Raw genomic sequence first — 19,875 nt, 5'->3', positions numbered from 1 at the left:
ACAATGGCGGCTGGCCTGCCGGCGTCCTGCCGGTGGCCGACCAGTCCGATCGGCCCCGCGGCGTGCGAGGCTTCCGGTCGCTCGGGCTCGTGCTCCTACCGTTGAGCAAGACGTCAAGGCTCGCCGCTGCGACGACATCATCCTTTTCCATCGAGGAGATCTCTCACCATGGCGAACCCCTGGAACACCGACGCTGCCCGCCACACCTACGCCGTACCCCACTGGGGCGACGGTTATGTCGACGTGGACAGTGCGGGCGACATCGTGATGCGCCCGCGTGGCGTCAACGGCCCGGCGCTGTCACTGCCGCAGATCGTCGAGCGCGCCTGTGCCGAGGGCCTGCGGCTGCCGCTGCTGGTGCGTTTCCCCGACATCCTGGCCGACCGCCTGGCGCGCTTGCAGGGCGCGTTCGCCCGGGCGATCGCCGAACACGGCTACGCCGGCGGCTACACCGCGATCTACCCGATCAAGGTCAACCAGCAGCGCGGCGTGGCCGGCGAGCTGGTGGCGGCGGGCACCCACGGCTTCGGCCTGGAGGCGGGTTCGAAACCCGAGCTGATGGCGGTGCTGGCGATGGCGCGGGCCGGCTCCATCGTGATCTGCAACGGCTACAAGGATCGCGAATACATCCGCCTGGCGCTGATCGGCAAGAAGCTCGGCCTGCGCGTGCACATCGTGATCGAGAAGCTGTCCGAGCTGGAGCACGTGTTCAGCGAGGCGAAGGCACTGGACGTGGAGCCGCTGCTCGGCGTGCGCGTGCGCCTCGCCTCGATCGGCGCGGGCAAGTGGCAGAACACCGGTGGCGACAAGGGCAAGTTCGGGCTGTCGCCGAACCAGGTGCTGACCCTGATCGAGCGGCTCGACGCGGCCGGCCTCAAGCACACGCTGAAGCTGCAGCACTTCCACATGGGCTCGCAGATCTCCAACGTGCGCGACATCGCCAACGGCATGCGCGAAGCCACGCGCTATTTCGTCGAGCTGCGCCGGATGGGTGTGCCGCTGGAGATCGTCGACGTCGGCGGCGGCCTCGGCGTGGACTACGAGGGCTCGCGCTCGCGCAGCCACAACTCGATCAACTATTCGATCGAACAATACGCCTCGACCATCGTGCAGTCGCTGGCCGAGGCGGTGGCCGCCGAAGGCCTGGCCGCGCCGCACATCCTCACCGAGGCCGGCCGCGCGATGACCGCGCACCACGCGGTGATGGTGGTCAACGTGACCGAGGTCGAGGAAGTGCCTGCCGGCGCGATCCCGCTGCCGTGCGCGGACGAGCCGGCGGTGCTGCGCCGCCTGCGTGAAACGTACGGGGAGCTGGATCGGCGCCCTGCGCTGGAGCTGTTCCACGAAGCCCAGCACCACCTCAGCGAAGGGCAGACGCTGTACGCGCTGGGCCAGCTGGCGCTGGCCGACCGCGCCCGGCTGGACGAGATGTTCTATGCCGTCGCCAACGCGGTGCGCACGCGCCTGCTGCCGGCCGAGCGCTCGCATCGCGCCGCGCTGGACGAGCTGGACGAGAAACTGGTCGACAAGTATTTCGTCAACTTCTCGGTGTTCGAGTCGATCCCCGACGTGTGGGCGATCGGCCAGATCTTCCCGATCGCGCCGATCGCAAGGCTCGACGAGCAGCCGACCCGCCGGGGCGTGATCGTCGACCTCACCTGCGATTCGGACGGCCGCATCGACCACTACGTCGACGCCGACGGCGTCGACGTGAGCCTGCAGCTGCATGCGTTGAAGGACGGCGAAAGCTACCGGCTCGGCATCTTCATGGTCGGCGCCTACCAGGAGACCCTGGGCGACATCCACAACCTGTTCGGCGACACCGACGCGGTCAACGTGCGAGTGGACGGCGACGGCTACGTGTTCGCGCACAGGCGCAGCGGCGACACCACCGACCTGATGCTCGACTACGTCGGCTACGACCTCGAAGCGCTGCGGCAGAGCTACCGTGAACGCATCGCCAGCGCCGGCGTGAGCGGCGCCGAAGCGGCGCAGCTATACGAAGCGCTCGATGGCGGCCTCACCGCCTATACCTATCTGGCCGAGGACCTCGGCTGAGGTCCTGTCCCAAGGTCCGATGGCGCCGTGCGCAGCGGCGCCTACAATTTGCGGCATGCGCGCGGCCGGCGGCCGCGCCTTCCCCATCCGAAGGAGCAATGGCATGAGCAGTCTTGAAGGCAAGGTCGCCCTGATCACCGGCGCGGCCAGTGGCCTCGGCAAGGCGATCGCCGAGCTGTACGCGAAGCACGGCGCCAGCGTGGCGATCGCCGACATCAACCAGCAGGCCGCCGATGCGGTGGCGGCGGAAATCAACGCCGCCGGCGGCCAGGCGATCGGCATCGCGATGGATGTCAGCAACGAGGAGGCGGTCAACGCCGGCACCGACCAGGTGGTCGCCGCGTTTGGCCGTCTGGACATCCTGATTTCCAACGCCGGCGTGCAGATCATCAACCCGATCGACCAGCTCGCCTTTGCCGACTGGAAGAAGATGCTGGCGATCCATCTGGACGGCGGTTTCCTCACCACCAAGGCGGCGCTCAAGCACATGTACAAGGATGATCGCGGCGGCATCGTGATCTACATGGGCTCGGTGCATTCGCACGAGGCCTCGATGCTGAAGGCGCCCTACGTCACCGCCAAGCACGGCCTGCTCGGCCTGGCCCGCACGCTGGCGAAGGAAGGCGCGCCGCACAACGTGCGCTCGCACGTGATCTGCCCGGGTTTCGTGCGCACGCCGCTGGTCGAGCGGCAGATTCCCGAGCAGGCGCAGGAGTTGGGCATCAGCGAGGACGAGGTGATCAGGAACGTGATGTTGAAGAACACCGTCGATGCCACCTTCACCACGCTCGAAGACATCGCCCAGACCGCGCTGTACCTGGCCACCTTCCCGTCCGCCGCACTGACCGGCCAGTCGATCGTGGTCAGCCACGGCTGGTTCATGCAGTAACGGCCGAAGAACAGACGCTCGTCTATTGGGGCCGGGATGACCAGACGTTCGTCTGTTGATTCGCAAGAGCGCCAGGCGGGCACCGCTCGCCAGACTCGGCGGCGCGGTTTCTACGGGGTGCGCGCGACCTGCAAGCCCGCGGCCGACTGGCTGACCGGCATCACCTCGACGCGGTTGATGTTGAGGTGCGGCGGCAGGTTGGCGATCCACCAGATGGTGTCGGCGATGTCGCCGGCGCTGATCGGATGGGCGCCGGCGTAGAGCTGGTCGGAGGCGGCCTGGTCGCCGCCGGTGCGGACCACGGTGAATTCGGTTTCGGCCATGCCCGGCTCGATCGAGCTGACCCGTACGCCGGTGCCGTGCAGGTCGCAGCGCAGGTTCTGCGAGAACTGGGTGACGAAGGCCTTGCTGGCGCCGTACACGTTGCCGCCGCGGTAGGCGTAGCTGCCCGCGATCGAGCTGATGTTGACGATCGCGCCGCGGCGTTCGATCAGCTGCGGCAGCAGCAGGTGGGTCATCGTCACCAGCGCGGTGACGTTGGTGTCGATCATCTGCTTCCACTGCGCCAGGTCCGCCTGCTGCGCCGGGGAAGTACCCAGCGCCAGTCCCGCGTTGTTGAGCAGCAGATCGATGACCGCGAAGGCCGGCGGCAGCGCCGCATGTGCCGCGCGCATGGCGTTCTCGTCGCGCATGTCGAAGGCCGCCGCGTGCACCTTGTCGGCGCCGTGCCGATCCACCAGCTGCTGCAGGCGCTCGGCGCGGCGGCCGCTGGCGATCACCCGCCAGCCGCCGGCCACGAAGCGTTCCACGGCGGCGGCGCCAAAGCCGGAGCTGGCGCCGGTGATCCATGCGGTCTTGCTTGTCATGCGCAGTGTTTCCAGGGAGTGCTCAGCGACCTTCTTTCAGCGCGATCGCGTTGATGCCGGCGCCGGCCAGGCGCTGCTTGGTCGATTCCAGGTCGGTGGCCGAACGGAACGGCCCCAGCCGAACCCGGTGATAGGTCTGCCCGCCGATGCTGACCGACTGCACGTTGGCCACGAAGCCCTGCAAGGCCAGCTTCGCCTTCAGCGTTTCCGCATCGGAGGCGTTCGGGAAGGCGCCCACCTGCAGCAGGTAACCGCTGCCGGCACCGGGCTGCGCCACGGCGCTGGCCGGCGCCGCGGTGACGTTCTGGGTGACCGCCTGGGGTGCATTTGCCTGCGCCGCGGCCTGCGCCGCCTGTTGCGCCTGCAGCTGAGCCGCCTGCTTCTGCTGCTGCTCGACGCGCGCCTGCGCGCTGATCTCGGCGTCGGGGATGCGCACTTCCTTTTCCGACAGCACCGAGTAGAAGTCGAACTGCGGCTTCTTCGGCGCGGTGTCGCTGGCGCCGGATTCGAGCAAGCCCGGCGCGCTGCCGCGCTCGGCGGTGGCCTGCGGGTTCGCCTGCGGACCGTCGGCCTTGCGCAGGCTGGTCAGCAGGCTGCCGCGCATCATCACCGCCATCAGGATCACCCCGGCCAGCAGGCCGATGACGGCGTAGCCCCATCCCGGGAAGCCACTGCTGCCATTGCGCACGGCCTGTCGGCCCTTGCCCTTGCGTGCTGCCATTACATCTTCTCCGGGGCACCGAGGCCCAGCAAATCCAGACCATTCTTCAACACTTGCCGAGTCGCCACCACCAGCGCCAGGCGCGCGTTGCGCAGGTCCGCGTCCTCGACCAGGAACTGATACGAGTTGTAGTAGGTGTGGAACGCGTTGGCCAGTTCACGCAACCACGCGGCGACCAGATGCGGCTCCAGGCTCGCCGCAGCGGCCTCGACCACTTCCGGATACTTCGACAGCTCGGTCAGCAGGATCTGTTCGTGTTCGTTGTCCAGTCGGTCGAGGTGTGCCAAGCCGTCGGCGACGTCCACCGTGAAGCCCTTTTCCGGTGCCTGGCGCAGCACGCTGCAGACGCGGGCGTGCGCGTACTGGATGTAGTACACCGGATTGTCGTTGGACTGCGAGCGGGCCAGGTCGACGTCGAACACCAGCTGCGAGTCGCCCTTGCGCGAGATCAGGAAATAGCGCGTGGCGTCGCGGCCGACTTCGTCGATCAGGTCGCGCAGGGTGACGTAGCTGCCGGCGCGCTTGGAGATCTTCACCTCCTCGCCGCCCTTCATCACCGTCACCATCTGGTACAGCATGTAGTCGGGGTAGCCCTTCGGGATGCCGCAATCGAGCGCCTGCAGGCCGGCCTTCACCCGCGCCAGCGAACCGTGGTGGTCCGCGCCCAGCACGGTGATGGCCTTGCCGTAGCCGCGCTGCCACTTCGACAGGTGGTAGGCCACGTCGGGCAGGAAATAGGTATAGGTGCCGTCGGACTTGCGCATCACGCGGTCCTTGTCGTCACCGAACTCGGTGGTGCGCAGCCACAATGCGCCACCTTCCTCGTAGGTATGGCCGTGGGCGACCAGTTCGCGCACGGTCTCCTCGACCTTGCCGTCGCTGTACAGCGACGACTCCAGGTAGTACGTATCGAAGCCCACGGCGAACGCCTGCAGGTCCAGGTCCTGCTCGTGACGCAGGCTGGCCACCGCGAAGCGGCGGATCGCGTCGAGGTCGTCCACGTCACCCGCGCCGACCACGGTTTCGCCGTCGGCCACCACCGATTCGCGATCGAGATAGGCGCGCGCCACCTCGGCGATGTAGTCGCCGCGATAGCCGTTCTCGGGCCAGTTGCTGTCTTCCGGCGTGATGCCGCGCGCGCGCGCCTGCACCGAGATCGCCAGGTTGGCGATCTGCACGCCCGCGTCGTTGTAGTAGAACTCGCGCTTCACGTCCCAGCCGCTGGCGTCGAGCAGGCGGCTCAGGCAATCGCCGATCGCGGCATTGCGGCCGTGGCCCACGTGCAGCGGGCCGGTCGGGTTGGCCGAGACGAACTCCACGCCCACGGTCTTGCCGGCACCGCTGGTATTGCGGCCGTAGGCGTCGCCTTCGGTCATGATCCGACGCACTTCGGCGTGGTAGGCGCCGGCAGCCACGAAGAAATTGATGAAGCCCGGGCCGGCGATCTCGACTTTCGCCACCAGCGTGTTGGCCGGCAGTGCGGCCACGAGTTTCTCGGCCAGTTCGCGCGGCTTGGCGCGCGCGGCCCTGGCCAGCAGCATCGCCACATTGCAGGCGAAATCGCCATGTTCGCGACTGCGTGCACGTTCGATCACGAAGCCCGGCAATTCGAGATCGTTGGGCAGGATGGCATCGGCTTGCAGGGACGTGATCGCCTGCAGCACCAGTTCGCGCAGCTGTTCTTTCACGGGTGGGGTCGGTTTCGTGATGGAACCGCCAATCCTAACAGACCGCCACGGCGGCGAAACGCGCCCGTATGGGCACCGATGACAGCCGGTGGCTGCTGATCCCGTCTTGCTGCGGCGCCGCGAACCGGCTTGTGGATAAGTCTGTGGGGAAAGCTGCGTCCCGCAAACGGCGGCCGACCCCTGACGCCATCCGGTTCCGCTGTCGCAAGAAATTATTCAATTATTTCATTGGCTTGATGAATAAAACTCAGGTGAATCGGCGAGCTTGCCCGGCAAGGGTTGGTATCACCGTTTTGTGCATAAGTTTCGGCAACTTGGCCGCATCTTTGCGGCGGGGAATCGTCATCGACCTGTCATGCGGCGCTGCGACACTGGCCAGGCCATGAGATGACCTCCCCTCCAGATCCTGGCAAACGGAGATGCCGCTCTCTCCTCACTCCCCAATCGGCCTCACGGCGTGGCTCTTGCCACGCCGTCTTTTTGTGGACCGATGCCCGGCAAACGCGCCCGTTCAGATCAGGCCGCGGGCGGCCATCGATACCGGTTCGCCGCTGCCGATGACCAGGTGATCGAGCACCCGCACGCCGACGAGTTGCAGCGCGTTGCGCAATTCATGGGTGATGGCCCGATCGGCGGCGCTGGGTTCGGCCACTCCGGAAGGATGGTTGTGCGCAAAGATCACGGCGCAGGCATTGTGCTGCAGGCAGGCGCGCACGACCTCGCGCGGGTGCACGCTGGCGCCGTCGACCGTGCCCCGGAACAACTCCTCGAAAGCGAGTACGCGGTGGCGGTTGTCCAGATAGAGGCAGCCGAACACCTCATAAGGCAGGTGGCGCAGGCGCGCGCGCAGGAAGTCGCCGCTGTCGCGCGGGTTGCCCAGGCTGGGCTTGTCCTGCAGTTGTTCGGCCAGGCTGCGCCGGGCCAGTTCCAGCGCCGCGGCGATGCGCGAACGCTTGGCCGGGCCCAGTCCGCCGACCCGGATCTGCTGTTCCGGGCGTGCCAGCAGCGCGCCCAGGCTGCCCGCGTTGGCAAGCAGCTCGCGGCCCAGCGCCAGCGCATCCTTGCCGCGACTGCCGCTGCCCAGCAGCACCGCCAGCAGCTCGGCATCGGACAGCGCGGAGCTGCCGCGCGCCAGCAGTTTTTCACGGGGACGTTCGCCCTCGGGCCAGTCGCGAATGCTCATGCACAAACGTTGCCGGAGCCGGCCTGCAGCAGGCAGCGGTGGGCGGGGATGAATCCGGTAAGCTAGGCCACTGCCCGACTGTCAGGCCCGCCTTACATATGAGTCTTGCCCAACGCCGCATCCTGCTGGGAGTGTCCGGCGGCATCGCCGCCTACAAGTCCTGCGAGCTGGTTCGCCGGCTGCGCGACCTCGACGCCGAGGTGCGCGTGGTGATGACCGAGGGCGCCACGCATTTCGTCAGTCCGACCACCTTCCAGGCGCTGTCCGGACAGCCGGTGCGGGTGAGCCTGTGGGACGCCCAGGCCGAGGCCGCGATGGGCCACATCGAGCTGGCGCGCTGGGCCGAACGCATCCTGGTGGCGCCGGCCAGCGCCGATCTGCTGGCCCGTCTGGCCCACGGCATGGCCGACGACCTGCTGACCACGCTGTGCCTGGCCAGCGCCGCGCCGCTGTACCTGGCGCCGGCGATGAACCAGCAGATGTGGGCGCACCCGGCGGTGCAGGCGAACATGGCGACCTTGCGCCAGCACGGCGCCCACGTGCTGGGGCCGGCGGTGGGCGACCAGGCCTGCGGCGACGTCGGCAGCGGGCGCATGCTGGAACCGCACGAGCTGCGCGATGCCCTGCTGGCCTCGTTCGGCGATCGCTGTCTGGCCGGCCTCAAGGTGGTGGTGAGCGCCGGGCCGACCTATGAAGACATCGATCCGGTGCGTTTCATCGGCAATCGCAGTTCGGGCCAGATGGGCTTCGCCGTGGCTGCCGCCGCGGTCGCGGCCGGCGCCGAGGTGACCCTGGTGGCCGGGCCGGTCAGCCTGGCCACGCCGGCGGGCGTGCATCGGCGAGTGGATGTGCGCAGCGCGACGCAGATGCATGCGGCGGTGCTCGAGGCGGCGACCCGTGCGGATATCTATATCGGTGCGGCCGCGGTGGGCGATTACCGCCCGCAGGAAGTGTCGGCGCAGAAGCTCAAGAAGCGCGACGGCGGCGAGCTGGTCCTGCATCTCGATGAGAATCCGGACATCCTGGCCAGCCTTTCGGCGCAAACCGCGCACCCGTTCCTGGTCGGATTTGCCGCGGAGACGCATGATGTGGCCACGTATGCGCAGGGCAAGCTGCGCCACAAGGGGCTGGACATGATTGCGGCGAATCAGGTGGGCGGTGGCCTCGGTTTCGAGGCGGCCGACAATGCGTTGACGCTCTACTGGGCCGACGGCTCGATCGAGCTGCCGCGAGCGGCGAAGACGGAGCTGGCGCGCCAGTTGGTCGCCCGGGTGGCGGAGCGTTACCGGGCCACCCGTGCATGAACATCGATGTGGCGATGAAGATCCTCGATCCGCGCCTGGGCGACAGCATTCCGCTGCCGCAGGCGGCGACCGCGGGCAGCGCGGGCATGGACCTGCGCGCCGCGCTGGAACAGCCTCTGACCCTGGCGCCGGGCGAAAGCGCGTTGGTGCCCAGCGGCATCGCGATCCATATCGATGACCCCGGCTGGTGCGCGCTGATCGTGCCGCGCTCGGGGCTGGGTCACAAGCATGGCCTGGTGATGGGCAACCTGGTCGGGGTGATCGACGCCGACTACCAGGGGCCGTTGATGATTTCCTGCTGGAATCGCGGGCGCGAGTCCTACACCATCGCCGTGGGCGATCGCATCGCGCAATTGCTGCTGGTGCCGGTGGCGCAGGCGCGACTGCATGTGGTCACCGAGTTCGCAGCCAGCCAGCGTGGCGAGGGCGGTTTCGGTTCGACCGGTATCCGATAGATCGACGAGTCGGTTCGGGATGGACCGAACCGACTTGCAGCTTCAGCCGCGGGGGCGGAAATGGCGTTGAACATCGCAAAAGAGCGCTTGAGCAACCTCAGGGTCGACTGGTCGACACTGTTGCCGCTCGTCGGCGCCACCGTGCTGCTGCTGGTGGGCCTGTTCTGCGCCTGGCAGACCTGGCTGATCGCCGACGAGGGTGGTGCGATCAATCGGGTTCACCAGGCCCAGGACCAGGCGGTCAGGGCGATGTCCGAGGAGATCGTCAACCAGCGCCGTTCGATCGAGAAGGTACTGGCCGGGGTGGATCCGGCCACGCTGATGAGCGATCCGGCGCAATCCGCCGCCGCGCTGCGCCAGCAGTTGCCCCAAGCCAGGAAGCTCGAGTTGTACAGCGGTGACCTGGCCGAGGTGTTGCGCGCGAACTACCGCGAATTCGGTTATGCCAAGGCCGCCCAGTTGATGGCGGCGCAGAGTGCCGACGGGGTGCCGCCGGCACAGAGTGTTTCCTACGGCAGCGGGGATCGCCGGCTGAGCCTGGTGATTCCGCTGGGTCTGCCGCAACAGACCCAGGCGTGGGCCTGGGTCGAACTGCCGTTCGCGCCGATGAAGCAGCGCTTCGACGCCATCTCGCCGGAGGGTGGCCGGCTGGAGCTGCGCCAGGGCGACGACAGTGGCTACATCCAGCTGTTTTCCAACGGTTCGAACTCGGCCGAAATCGAGGCCACCGGCAAGCCGGTCGCCGGCAGTGCCTTCAGCGTGGGCGTCGGTCTTCCCCGGGCGTTCATCGTATTGCCACGCTCGGTGATCCTGAGCGCGCTGCTGGCCCTGCTCGGGCTTGGCGGTGGCGGCTACCTGAGCTGGCTGCGTCTGCGTCGCCAGCAGGTGCTGGCAGAGCCGGAGGAGGACGAGCTGCCGCTGGCGACACCCGTGCCTGCCGTCCCGGAAACGGCGAGGCGGCCCCGCACTTCGCCGGCAGCTCCGTCGCCGCCAGCGGCCGCCCCGGTGCCTGCGGCGACCAGCGTGGACCCCGCCATCTTCCGTGCCTATGACATCCGTGGCGTGGTCGGCAAGACCTTGAACGCGGACGTGGCGCGCCTGCTCGGCCAGTCGATCGGCACGCTGATGGGCGAGAAGGGCTTGCGCGAAATCGTGGTTGGCCGCGATGGCCGGCTGTCCGGTCCGCAGCTCGCCGCTGCGCTGGCTGACGGCCTGCGCGACGCCGGCATCGACGTGATCGACATCGGCGCGGTGCCCACGCCGGTGGTGTATTACGCGGCCTATCGCTTCAATACCGGCTGCGGCGTAGCCGTCACCGGCAGCCACAACCCGCCGGACTACAACGGTTTCAAGATCGTGGTCGGTGGCGAGACCCTGTCCGAGGGTGCGATCCAGGACCTGTACCAGCGCATCGCCAGCGGCGCGCTGGCCAGTGGCGGCTCCGGCGGGCTGCGCCAGGTCGACGTGGCGCCGGATTACATCGAGAAGATCGTCTCCGACGTGCTGGCCGAGCGCCGTCTGAAGATCGTCGTCGATTGCGGCAACGGCATTCCGGGGGCGATCGCGCCGCAGGTGCTGGAAGGTATCGGCTGCGAGGTGGTGCCGCTGTACTGCGATGTCGACGGCAGCTTCCCGAACCATCATCCGGACCCGTCCGACCCGGCCAACCTGGAAGATCTCATACTCGCCGTCAGGCAGACCGGCGCCGATCTTGGCGTGGCGTTCGACGGTGACGGCGACCGCCTCGGCGTGGTCTCCCAGTCCGGCGAGATCATCTATCCGGATCGCCTGTTGATGCTGTTCGCGCGCGATGTGCTGTCGCGTCAGCCCGGCGCCACCGTCATCTACGACGTGAAATGCACCAGCCACCTGAAGGGCCAGGTGCTCGACGCCGGCGGCAGTCCGCTGATGTGGCGCACCGGTCATTCGCTGATCAAGGCAAAGATGCGCGAGACCGGGGCGGAGCTGGCCGGCGAGATGAGCGGGCACTTCTTCTTCAAGGAGCGCTGGTACGGCTTCGACGACGGCATCTACGCCGCCGCGCGACTGCTGGAGATCCTTGCCGGCGACCTGCAGGGGCGCAGCCCCGCAGAGGTCTTCGCGACCTTGCCCAAGAGCGTCTCCACGCCGGAGCTGAAGGTCGAGCTGGCCGAAGGCGAGCACTACCGGTTCATGGACAAGCTGCGCCAGCAGGCGACGTTCGAGGACGCCACCTTGATCACGATCGACGGCGTGCGCGCCGATTGGCCCGACGGCTGGGGTCTGGTGCGTGCATCGAACACCACGCCGGCGCTGGTGTTGCGCTTCGAGGCGGACAACGCAGCCGCGTTGACTCGCATCGAGCAGGTGTTCCGCAAGCAATTGCTCGCGGTGGACCCCGGGTTGAAGCTGCCCTTCCCGTAGGGCGGGTCACTGCAATGCCGTGAAGTGGAACGTGTGGCCCGGAGCTTCCTATTCGCCCGAGCGCTCCTTGTCCTGGGCGGCCTTGACCTCGCGGTAATGCGCCATCAGCTGGGTCTGCTGCCGTACGGACTGCGCACGCGCCGTCTGCTGGCGCTGCAGGGTATCGCGCAGCGAGGCCACCACGTTGCGCTGCCTGGCGATGTTGTCGACCAGGGCTTTTGGCACGGTTTCCTTGCCGTTCTCGATGTCGGCGGCGCGGCCGAGCAGGTCGGTCAGCGCCTTCTCCTGGCTGCGCAGGTTGATCCGCGACGTATTGATCTGCTGGTCGTAGGTGTCCAGCGCCTGCTGCAGCGAGATCTGATAGGACTCTTCATCGGGATAAGCCGACAGCATCTGCGCGTCGGCGTTCGCGCGCTCCTGGATGGCGCGGTCCTTCGCTGCCTGTTCGGCGGCCAGCTTGTTGGCGGCCGCCCGCTCCTGCGCGTTCAGCTGGCGCGACACCCGTTGCACCACCAGGCCACGATCGTTGACCAGTTCGTAGCCGTACTTCATCGCCTCGGTGGTGAGGCTGTCGCTGAAATGCACCAGGCCCTGGCCATCGTGCCATTTGTAGCGAAGGCCGGTGTTCTGCGCGTGCGCCGAAGCGCTCGCGCACAGCACGATGGCAGCAATGATGAGCAATGGTCTACGCATGGATTTCCCTCTTGCCGGCCAGTATAGCCGCGCCGGTCACACTGGCTAGCTGCTGCCCGGCGGGATGCACGGGCAATCGCGACTACTGTGACCGGTGTCGTTGCAGTCTATGGGCCAGGGCTGAACTCAAGGCTGAACCCCGTACTGCTGCCGATAGGCCAGCAGTCGGGCGTGTTCGGCGGTCAGTTGCGGGTGCTCGCCGGCGTAGGCCAGCACGTCGTCGAGGCTGGTGATCGCGATGACCGGAATGCCGTGATCGGCAGCCACTTCCTGGGCGGCCGAGCGCTGGCCCAGGCCGCGTTCCTGCCGGTCCAGCGCGATCAGCACGCCGGCGGGCGTGGCGCCGTGGGCGCGGATCAGCGCCAGCGATTCGCGCACCGCGGTGCCGGCGGTCATCACGTCATCGACGATCAGCACACGACCCTGGAGCGGGGCGCCAACCAGCACGCCGCCCTCGCCGTGCTCCTTGACCTCCTTGCGGTTGTACGCCCAGGGCAGGTCGCGCCGATGCTGCTCGGCCAGCGCGATGGCGGTGGCGGCGGCCAGCGCGATGCCCTTGTAGGCCGGGCCGAACAGCATGTCCACCGGCAGGTCGGCATTCACCAGCGTGGCAGCGTAGGCGCGGCCGAGCTGGGCCAGCGCGGCCCCGGAATCGATCCGGCCCATGTTGAAGAAGTACGGGCTCTGGCGTCCGGACTTCAGGGTGAACTCGCCAAAGCGCAGCACTTCGCGCTGCAAGGCCAGTTCGATGAAGTCGCGTTGGTAATCGTGCATGGTCGTCTCGCGCAGGTCGGTTTCGATGCGGCGCGTTCCACAGGCCGCGGAACGCGTGGCGGGCGCCATGGTACAGCCGGTGTCCCGGTGATGCCGATGGCGAGCCCGGAAGACAGGCTTGTTATGATGGCCCATCCGCTTCGGGAGCATCCATGCGCATCATCAGCCTCAATGCCAACGGCATCCGCTCGGCCGCCACCAAGGGCGTGTTCGACTGGCTGCGCACGCAGGACGCGGACGTGGTCTGCCTGCAGGAAACCAAGGCGCAGGAAAACCAGCTGAGCGACCCGATGTTCCGTCCCGACGGCCATCACTGCTTCTACCGCGACGCCAGCAGCAAGAAGGGTTACAGCGGCGTGGCGATCTACGCCAGGCGCGAGCCCGACCAGGTGCTGACCGAACTGGGCTGGGACGAATTCGACAACGAGGGTCGCTACATCGAGGCGCGCTTCGGCAACCTCAGCGTGGTCTCGCTGTATTTCCCGTCCGGTTCCTCCGGTGACGAGCGCCAGCAGTTCAAGTTCAAGGCGATGGAGTGGATCACGCCGATCTTCGACCAGTGGCTGAAGAGTGGCCGCGACTACGTGATCTGCGGCGACTGGAACATCGTGCACACGAAGAACGACATCAAGAACTGGGCATCGAACCAGAAGAACTCCGGCTGCCTGCCGCAAGAGCGCGCGTGGCTGGACCTGCTGTTCCAGCAGCGCGGCTGGGTCGACAGTTTCCGCGCGCTCAAGCCCGAGGCGGTCGAATACACCTGGTGGTCGAACCGTGGCCAGGCGCGCGCCAACAACGTGGGCTGGCGGATCGACTACCAGGTCTGCACGCCGTCGCTGCGCGAGCGCATGCAGGCGTGCTCGATCTACCGCGACCAGCGCTTCTCCGATCACGCGCCTTACATCGTCGACTATGCCGACTGAGTCGGGCGCGCCCAAGCCGGCGAAGCCGTCGGTCTGGCGGGCGTTCGCCCAGCCGGCGGCGTGGACGATGTTCCTGCTCGGCTTCTCCTCGGGACTGCCCTTCCTGCTGGTGGCCGGCACGCTGGCGTACTGGCTGAAGGAAAACGGGATCAAGCTGGCGGACATCACGATGATCGCCAGCGCCGGCATGACCTATGCGTTCAAGTTTGTCTGGGCACCCCTGCTCGACCATGGCCGGATTCCCGGTTTCGCCCGGCTCGGGCAGCGCCGCGGCTGGTTGCTGTTTGCGCAGTTGGGCGTGGTGATCGGGCTGCTCGCCATGGCGCTGTTGACGCCGGCGCAACTGCCCCTGTTCGTGGTGGCCACGCTGGTGGTGGCCTTCTTCGGCGCCACCCAGGACATCGCGGTGGATGCCTACCGGATCGAGATCGCTCCGATCGAGGCGCAGGGCGCGCTGGTGGCGACTTACTCGCTGGGTTACCGGATCGGTCTGCTGCTGGCCGGTGCGGTGGCGCTGATCCTGGCCGACCATCTGCCATGGCGGACGGTCTATGCGCTGATGGCGCTGGCGATGGCGGTGCCCGTGGCGACAACCTTGATGGCGCGCGAACCCGAGGTGCTGCGGGTGCGTGCCGCGCGCTGGCGCGATGCCATGCGCGAAAGCGTGATCGATCCGTTCGCCGATTTCTTCCGCCGCTACGGCTGGGTGCTTGCCCTGGTGACGCTGCTGTTCCTGCTGCTGTTCAAGATGCCGGAGCAGGCGACCATCGGCGGCATCATGAGTCCGTTCTACCGCGACATGGGTTTCTCCAAGACCGAGATCGGCACGATCACGAAGATCTACGGCATCTGGATCGGCATTGTCGGCGTGTTCCTCGGCGGCGCCGCGGTAGCCCGCTGGGGCGCCTGGCGTCCCTTGGGCGTCACCATCGTGCTGTGCGGCTGCAGCAACCTGTTGTACCTGCTGTTGATCGCCCATCCCGGCAACCTGCTGGTGCTGACCCTGGTGATTTCCGGCGAGAACCTCGCCCTGGGCATGCTGGGTCCGCCGACCGTGGCGTTCCTCTCCTCCCTGGTCAACCGGCAACACACGGCGACCCAGTACGCGCTGCTCAGTTCGTTGGTGAACCTGCCCGGCAAACTGCTCGGATTCTTCGCCGGCGGCATCGCCACCGCCACCGGATACGGCGGCTACTTCGTGATCACCGTGCTGGCCGTGCTGCCGTCGATGATGCTGTTCGCGTGGCTGTGGCGGTATTTCCGCGACGCCGAGCGCGAACGGCTGGCGAACGAATCGGGCAACTGAAGACAAGGCCTGTTCCACGGGCCCGGACGCGACAACGCGCACAAGCGGACTGCGAAGCAGTCCACGGATTCCTGCTTCCGGCGCCCTGCCCGCTGATGGCTATGCAAACATCGGTGGTACAGGGCATGTGTAACATGGAGTGACGCTTGTGCCGGACATGATCTTGCAGCACGTCGACAGCCTGCTCACCGAGCGCATCAGGGCGTTGGCCAAACATCGCCACTGCTCCATCAACGACGTGATGCTGCAGGCATTGCGCAGCGGACTGGGCATCTCGGTGGCCCATCACTTCAGCGAAAGCCAGCGCGATCCCGACGCCTTCGGCAGTCTCGACGGGCACTGGGAAGATGCCGAGCAGGGCGTGTTCCAGGAAGCCCTGCGCGCGCTGGCGCATACCCGGCCGACCCAGTTGGCCCCGGAGCGGATTCGTTACGACGAACCGGCCGCTGGCGCGGAATAGATGGCGCCCAGCACGCGAGGGCCGCGTGCGCCGGTGACCGACGGAAGGTTGCCCGGCAATCCCAGCAGCCGCTGGCGCGCCAGCCAGGCGAAGGCGGTCGCTTCCAGGAAGTCGGGGTCGACGCCGTAACGCGAGGTGCTGAGAAGCGCCCGGGGCGCCAGCAGCTCCGTCAGCCGCCGCATCAGCGCGCCGTTGTGGACGCCGCCGCCGCAGGCCAGGACTTCGCGGGCATCCGACGCGTGTTGCGTGATCGCCGCGGCGACACTGCGCGCGGTCAGCTCCAGCAAGGTCGCCTGCACGTCGGCCGGTTGCAGCGCCGCCAGCCGCAAATGGGTTGCGAGCCAGTCCAGGTGGAAGTATTCGCGGCCGGTGCTCTTGGGTGGCGCCAGCGCAAAGTAGGGGTCGTCCAGCAGCTGTGCGAGCAGGGCCTCGTCGGCTTGGCCGCTGGCCGCATACCTGCCATCCCGATCGAACGACTCGCCGCGCTGGCGCAGGCACCACGCGTCGAGCAGGCCATTGGCCGGGCCGGTGTCGAAGCCGAGCACGCTGCCATCGGCGCCGAGCACGGTGATGTTGGCGATGCCGCCAAGATTCAGCACGACCCGCGCGTATCCCGGTCGGGCCAGCAGCATCGCGTGCACGGCAGGCAGCAGCGGTGCGCCCTGCCCGCCGGCGGCGATGTCGGCGCGACGAAAATCCGCCACCACATCGATCCCGCAGCGCTCGGCGATGACGCTGGGGTCGCCCAGCTGCAGGGTGAACGGATAATCGCCGCCGGGCCGATGACGCAAGGTCTGGCCGTGGGAGCCGATCGCGCGGACAGCCGACGCCGGCGTGCCGCTGCGCTTGAGCAGCTCCAGCGCCGCTTCGGCGAAGCCGTGGGCGATCTCCACGTCCAGTCGTCCCAGCGCGTCCAGATCCGGCGCGCTCTCGCCTTGCGCCAGGGCGAGCATCCGCTCGCGCAACGCGCCGGGCCAGGGGTGCGAGTGACTGGCCAACAACTGCGGCATGCCGCGGTGGAAGCTGACCAGCACGCTGTCGATGCTGTCTGCGCTGGTGCCGGAAATCAGCCCGAGATAAGTCGCCGACGCATCGTCATCCACGGATGGGGATGCTCAGTTGTCGTGGTTGGCAGGGGTGCTGGCGCGAGCCAGCTTGATGCGCGAGTCCAGTTCGGTGAGGCGCGCCAGCTGCGGCTTGACCACGTCAGCCTTGAAGCGCGCCATTTGCGCTGCGGGCAACGGCTCGGGCTTCGGCAGGGTGACCGTCTGCGGATTGCGCTGCTGGCCGTTGACGCGGAACTCGTAGTGCAGGTGCGGGCCGGTGGCCAACCCTGTCATGCCCACATAGCCGATCACTTCGCCCTGACGCACGCGTTCACCCACATGCTGGCCCTTCACGAAACGCGACATGTGGCCGTACGCAGTGCTGATGGTCTTGTCGTGCTGGATCACCACGAAGTTGCCGTAGCCGCGCTCCCAGCCGTGATATTTGATGACGCCATCGCCGGCTGCGTGGATCGGTGTGCCGCTTGGAGCGGCGTAATCGACGCCCTTGTGCGCGCGCATGCGACCGAGGATCGGATGCAGTCGCGCCGTGGTGAATTTCGAGGAGATCCGGGTGAAGTCGACCGGAATGCGCAGGAACGACTTCTGGATCGGCCGGCCGTCCTCGCTGTACCAGCCGTAGCTGCCGTCGGCCTTCTTGAAGCGGTACGCGGTATAGCGCTTGTCCTGGTTGATGAACTCGGCGGCGATGATGTTGCCCTGGCCGTAACGTACGCCATCGCGGTAGATGTCGTCGTAGATCACCGTGAAGCTGTCGCCGACGCGGATGTCCTGCACGAAGTCGATGTCGTACTTGAACAGGTCGGCAAGCTTGCCCACCATCGCCGCGTCCATGCCCGCCTGGTCGCCGGCGGCATAGAGGCTGCTGCGGATGACGCCATGGGCGACCTGTTCGCGCAGGTCCATGTCACGCTGCTGGATCGCCAGCGTCGGTTGTGCGCCATCGAGTCGAACGATCGCGCGGCTGGCCTGGTCCTGGTCGAAACGAAAACCCTTCAGGCTGCCGTCGCTGCCGAGCAGGAAGTCGAACTCCTGCCCCGGACGGATGCTGTGCAATGCGGACTTCGCCGAACCGGCAGCGTCCATGACGCGTTGCAGGTCCGTCATGCCAAGGCCGCGTGCGTTGAAAATGTCGGAGAGCGTCTGGCCGGGCTGCACCCGCACTACCTGCCAGTCGTCCACGGTCGGGCTGGTGATGCTGGATGGCACCGCCTTGGGCAGCGCGAGCGGAAGCAAGGCGTGGACTTCCGGTGTCGGCGCCGGCCGCATGGCGCTGGCCCATGCGGGCATGATGAAGCCGGACAGGGCGGTAATCAGCAGGGCGGTACCAGCCAACACCAAACGTTCGCGATGCCAGCGGATCGGTTCGATTTCGCCGGAGCGATTGAACGACCAATGTGCACAGCGTTCGTAAAAGTTGGAGTGTCGGCGCTGTGCCTTGCGGCAGATCGCCTGCTTGCGGTTTTGCCGCGCCCCCTGCTTTTCTTCTGCCATGCTGTATCGCCCGCGTTACAAAGTACAAACTGCGCGTACCATAACGGTCATGTGTAAAGGGCGTCAATGCCTTTCCCATCAAGGGTTTGCAACACATTCCTTGTTAACACACAATTAACGTTGACGGCACGGTCACATTGTCTGCCGCGGCCCACTTTTCACCAGAAGAGAAAGAAAACACATGAGCGAGCTTGAGCAGGCGCTGGCCACCATTGCCCGTGGCGCCGACGAAATCATCAAGCGGGAAGACCTGGCCGAGCGCCTGAAGATCGGCCGTCCACTGCGGATCAAGGCGGGTTTCGATCCGACGGCGCCCGATCTGCATCTCGGGCACACCGTATTGCTGAACAAGATGCGCCAGTTCCAGGACCTGGGGCACCAGGTGATTTTCCTGATCGGTGACTTCACCGGCATGATTGGCGATCCGACCGGCAAGAACGTCACCCGCAAGCCGTTGACCCGGGAAGACGTGCTGGCAAACGCCGAGACCTACGCGGAACAGGTCTACAAGGTACTGGACCGCGAGAAGACCGAGTTGCGTTTCAACTCCGAGTGGTTCGGCAAGATGAGCGCGGCCGACATGATCAGGCTCGCGGCGCAGCACACCGTGGCGCGCATGCTCGAGCGCGACGACTTCACCAAGCGCTACGCGGCGCAGCAGCCGATCGCGATCCACGAGTTCCTGTATCCGCTGGTGCAGGGCTACGACTCGGTGGCCCTGAAGTGCGACGTCGAGCTCGGCGGCACCGACCAGAAGTTCAATCTGCTGATGGGCCGTGCGCTGCAGGAGCACCACGGCCAGCCGCCGCAGGTCGTGCTGACCATGCCATTGCTGGAAGGGCTGGACGGCGTCAACAAGATGTCCAAGTCGCTGGGCAACTACATCGGCATCAACGAGCCGGCCATCGACATCGTCACCAAGACGATGAAGATCGGCGACGAGTTGATGTGGCGCTGGTTCGAGTTGCTCAGCTTCGAGGTGTCGCTGGACGAGCTTTCCCAGATGAAGCGGGACATCGCCAGCGGTGCACTGAATCCACGCGACGCCAAGCTGCGTCTGGCCCGCGAGCTGGCCACGCGCTTCCACGATGCGGCGACCGCCGAACTCGCGATCGCCGGGTGGCATGCGGTGGTGCGTGGCGAGGGCGACACCTCGCTGTTGCCGCAGACAGATCTCGCGGTGTCCGGCGAGGGCCTGCGCCTCGGGGCTTTGCTCACTGCGGCCGGATTGACGGCGAGCAACTCCGAAGCGAACCGGAAACTGAAAGAGCGTGCGGTGCGCATCGATGCCGAGGTGGTCGAGGATGCGCAGCGGGTCTTCCATGCAGGCTTCGAAGGCGTACTGCAGGTTGGCAAGCGCAATTTCGCCCGCGTGAGGTTGGTCCAGGGCTGACCGGGACGCCGTTCCAGCGCTGCGTTCGGTGGGCGCGAAAATAAAATTTCGCGTCAGCTCAGCGGTTTGCGCAACATCCGCAAGGTTTCTCTGAAGAAGCGCTTGCCAAACCGAAAACACATCGTATTATTCGCAGCCCGCAGTCGCCCAACGTCGCAAGACGGACCGCCGGGACCTCGAAAAAAGCTTTCACGAGGG

At 66.8% G+C, this 19,875-nt stretch carries 17 protein-coding genes; 9 read left to right on the top strand and 8 right to left on the bottom strand.

The window, feature by feature from the left end; genetic code table 11:
- The first annotated feature begins 168 nt into the window (after positions 1-168).
- Entirely contained in the window at positions 169-2,058 is a 1,890-nt protein-coding gene (gene speA / locus ASD82_RS04095; protein ID WP_056715818.1) for an arginine decarboxylase, read from the top strand.
- Positions 2,059-2,161: 103 nt separating this feature from the next.
- The gene (locus tag ASD82_RS04090) at positions 2,162-2,947 is read left to right on the top strand and encodes a 3-hydroxybutyrate dehydrogenase (protein ID WP_056715815.1); all 786 of its coding nucleotides are present in this window, start codon (positions 2,162-2,164) and stop codon (positions 2,945-2,947) included.
- A 110-nt stretch (positions 2,948-3,057) separates the two neighbouring features.
- Here ASD82_RS04090 and ASD82_RS04085 read toward each other — a convergent pair whose 3' ends face one another.
- From ASD82_RS04085 to radC, 4 genes are all read right to left on the bottom strand, one after another.
- Positions 3,058-3,813, bottom strand: coding sequence for an SDR family NAD(P)-dependent oxidoreductase (locus ASD82_RS04085; protein ID WP_056715812.1), 756 nt, complete (start codon positions 3,811-3,813; stop codon positions 3,058-3,060).
- 22 nt (positions 3,814-3,835) lie between these two features.
- Complete coding sequence (locus ASD82_RS04080; RefSeq protein ID WP_056715810.1) at positions 3,836-4,534, bottom strand: SPOR domain-containing protein; 699 nt, start codon at positions 4,532-4,534, stop codon at positions 3,836-3,838.
- Entirely contained in the window at positions 4,534-6,222 is a 1,689-nt protein-coding gene (gene argS, locus ASD82_RS04075) for an arginine--tRNA ligase (RefSeq protein WP_056715807.1), read from the bottom strand. The genes ASD82_RS04080 and argS overlap by 1 nt, the downstream gene beginning before the upstream one ends.
- Before the next feature lie 511 nt (positions 6,223-6,733).
- Positions 6,734-7,405: a DNA repair protein RadC gene (radC, locus tag ASD82_RS04070; protein WP_056715803.1), complete on the bottom strand. Its 672-nt coding sequence runs from the start codon at positions 7,403-7,405 to the stop codon at positions 6,734-6,736.
- Between the two features lie 98 nt (positions 7,406-7,503).
- Here radC and coaBC point away from each other — a divergent pair, with 98 nt between their 5' ends.
- Genes coaBC through ASD82_RS18035 form a run of 3 tightly spaced genes read left to right on the top strand, consistent with a single transcriptional unit; the run spans position 7,504 to position 11,567 of the window.
- Positions 7,504-8,709: a bifunctional phosphopantothenoylcysteine decarboxylase/phosphopantothenate--cysteine ligase CoaBC gene (gene coaBC, locus ASD82_RS04065; protein ID WP_056715800.1), complete on the top strand. Its 1,206-nt coding sequence runs from the start codon at positions 7,504-7,506 to the stop codon at positions 8,707-8,709.
- Positions 8,706-9,164: a dUTP diphosphatase gene (gene dut, locus ASD82_RS04060; protein WP_056715797.1), complete on the top strand. Its 459-nt coding sequence runs from the start codon at positions 8,706-8,708 to the stop codon at positions 9,162-9,164. The genes coaBC and dut overlap by 4 nt, the downstream gene beginning before the upstream one ends.
- Before the next feature lie 60 nt (positions 9,165-9,224).
- Entirely contained in the window at positions 9,225-11,567 is a 2,343-nt protein-coding gene (locus tag ASD82_RS18035) for a phosphomannomutase/phosphoglucomutase (protein ID WP_056715793.1), read from the top strand.
- Between the two features lie 48 nt (positions 11,568-11,615).
- On the opposite strand, the gene ASD82_RS04050 is transcribed toward ASD82_RS18035, so the two are convergent.
- Positions 11,616-12,260: a DUF4124 domain-containing protein gene (locus ASD82_RS04050; protein ID WP_056715790.1), complete on the bottom strand. Its 645-nt coding sequence runs from the start codon at positions 12,258-12,260 to the stop codon at positions 11,616-11,618.
- 126 nt (positions 12,261-12,386) lie between these two features.
- Positions 12,387-13,034 (bottom strand): orotate phosphoribosyltransferase, encoded by a 648-nt coding sequence (pyrE, locus tag ASD82_RS04045; protein ID WP_056715864.1) that lies wholly within the window; start codon positions 13,032-13,034, stop codon positions 12,387-12,389.
- A gap of 152 nt (positions 13,035-13,186) precedes the next feature.
- On the opposite strand from pyrE, the gene ASD82_RS04040 reads away from it, so the two are divergent.
- From ASD82_RS04040 to ASD82_RS04030, 3 genes are all read left to right on the top strand, one after another.
- The gene (locus tag ASD82_RS04040) at positions 13,187-13,957 is read left to right on the top strand and encodes an exodeoxyribonuclease III (protein ID WP_056715787.1); all 771 of its coding nucleotides are present in this window, start codon (positions 13,187-13,189) and stop codon (positions 13,955-13,957) included.
- A 67-nt stretch (positions 13,958-14,024) separates the two neighbouring features.
- Entirely contained in the window at positions 14,025-15,263 is a 1,239-nt protein-coding gene (locus ASD82_RS04035) for an MFS transporter (protein ID WP_056715860.1), read from the top strand.
- A gap of 157 nt (positions 15,264-15,420) precedes the next feature.
- A complete protein-coding gene (locus ASD82_RS04030; RefSeq protein WP_235577737.1) occupies positions 15,421-15,723 on the top strand; it encodes a hypothetical protein in 303 nt (100 codons plus the stop codon).
- On the opposite strand, the gene ASD82_RS04025 is transcribed toward ASD82_RS04030, so the two are convergent.
- A complete protein-coding gene (locus ASD82_RS04025) occupies positions 15,693-16,826 on the bottom strand; it encodes an anhydro-N-acetylmuramic acid kinase (protein WP_056715781.1) in 1,134 nt (377 codons plus the stop codon). The genes ASD82_RS04030 and ASD82_RS04025 overlap by 31 nt on opposite strands.
- 12 nt (positions 16,827-16,838) lie before the next feature.
- A complete protein-coding gene (locus tag ASD82_RS04020) occupies positions 16,839-18,284 on the bottom strand; it encodes a peptidoglycan DD-metalloendopeptidase family protein (protein WP_056715780.1) in 1,446 nt (481 codons plus the stop codon).
- Between the two features lie 181 nt (positions 18,285-18,465).
- Here ASD82_RS04020 and tyrS point away from each other — a divergent pair, with 181 nt between their 5' ends.
- Positions 18,466-19,677 (top strand): tyrosine--tRNA ligase, encoded by a 1,212-nt coding sequence (gene tyrS, locus ASD82_RS04015; protein ID WP_056715777.1) that lies wholly within the window; start codon positions 18,466-18,468, stop codon positions 19,675-19,677.
- Positions 19,678-19,875: the final 198 nt, after the last annotated feature.

Origin of the sequence: Rhodanobacter sp. Root179 (genome assembly GCF_001428465.1) — a bacterium.
GTDB lineage: Bacteria > Pseudomonadota > Gammaproteobacteria > Xanthomonadales > Rhodanobacteraceae > Rhodanobacter.
This window is presented reverse-complemented; position numbering and strand designations above follow the sequence as displayed.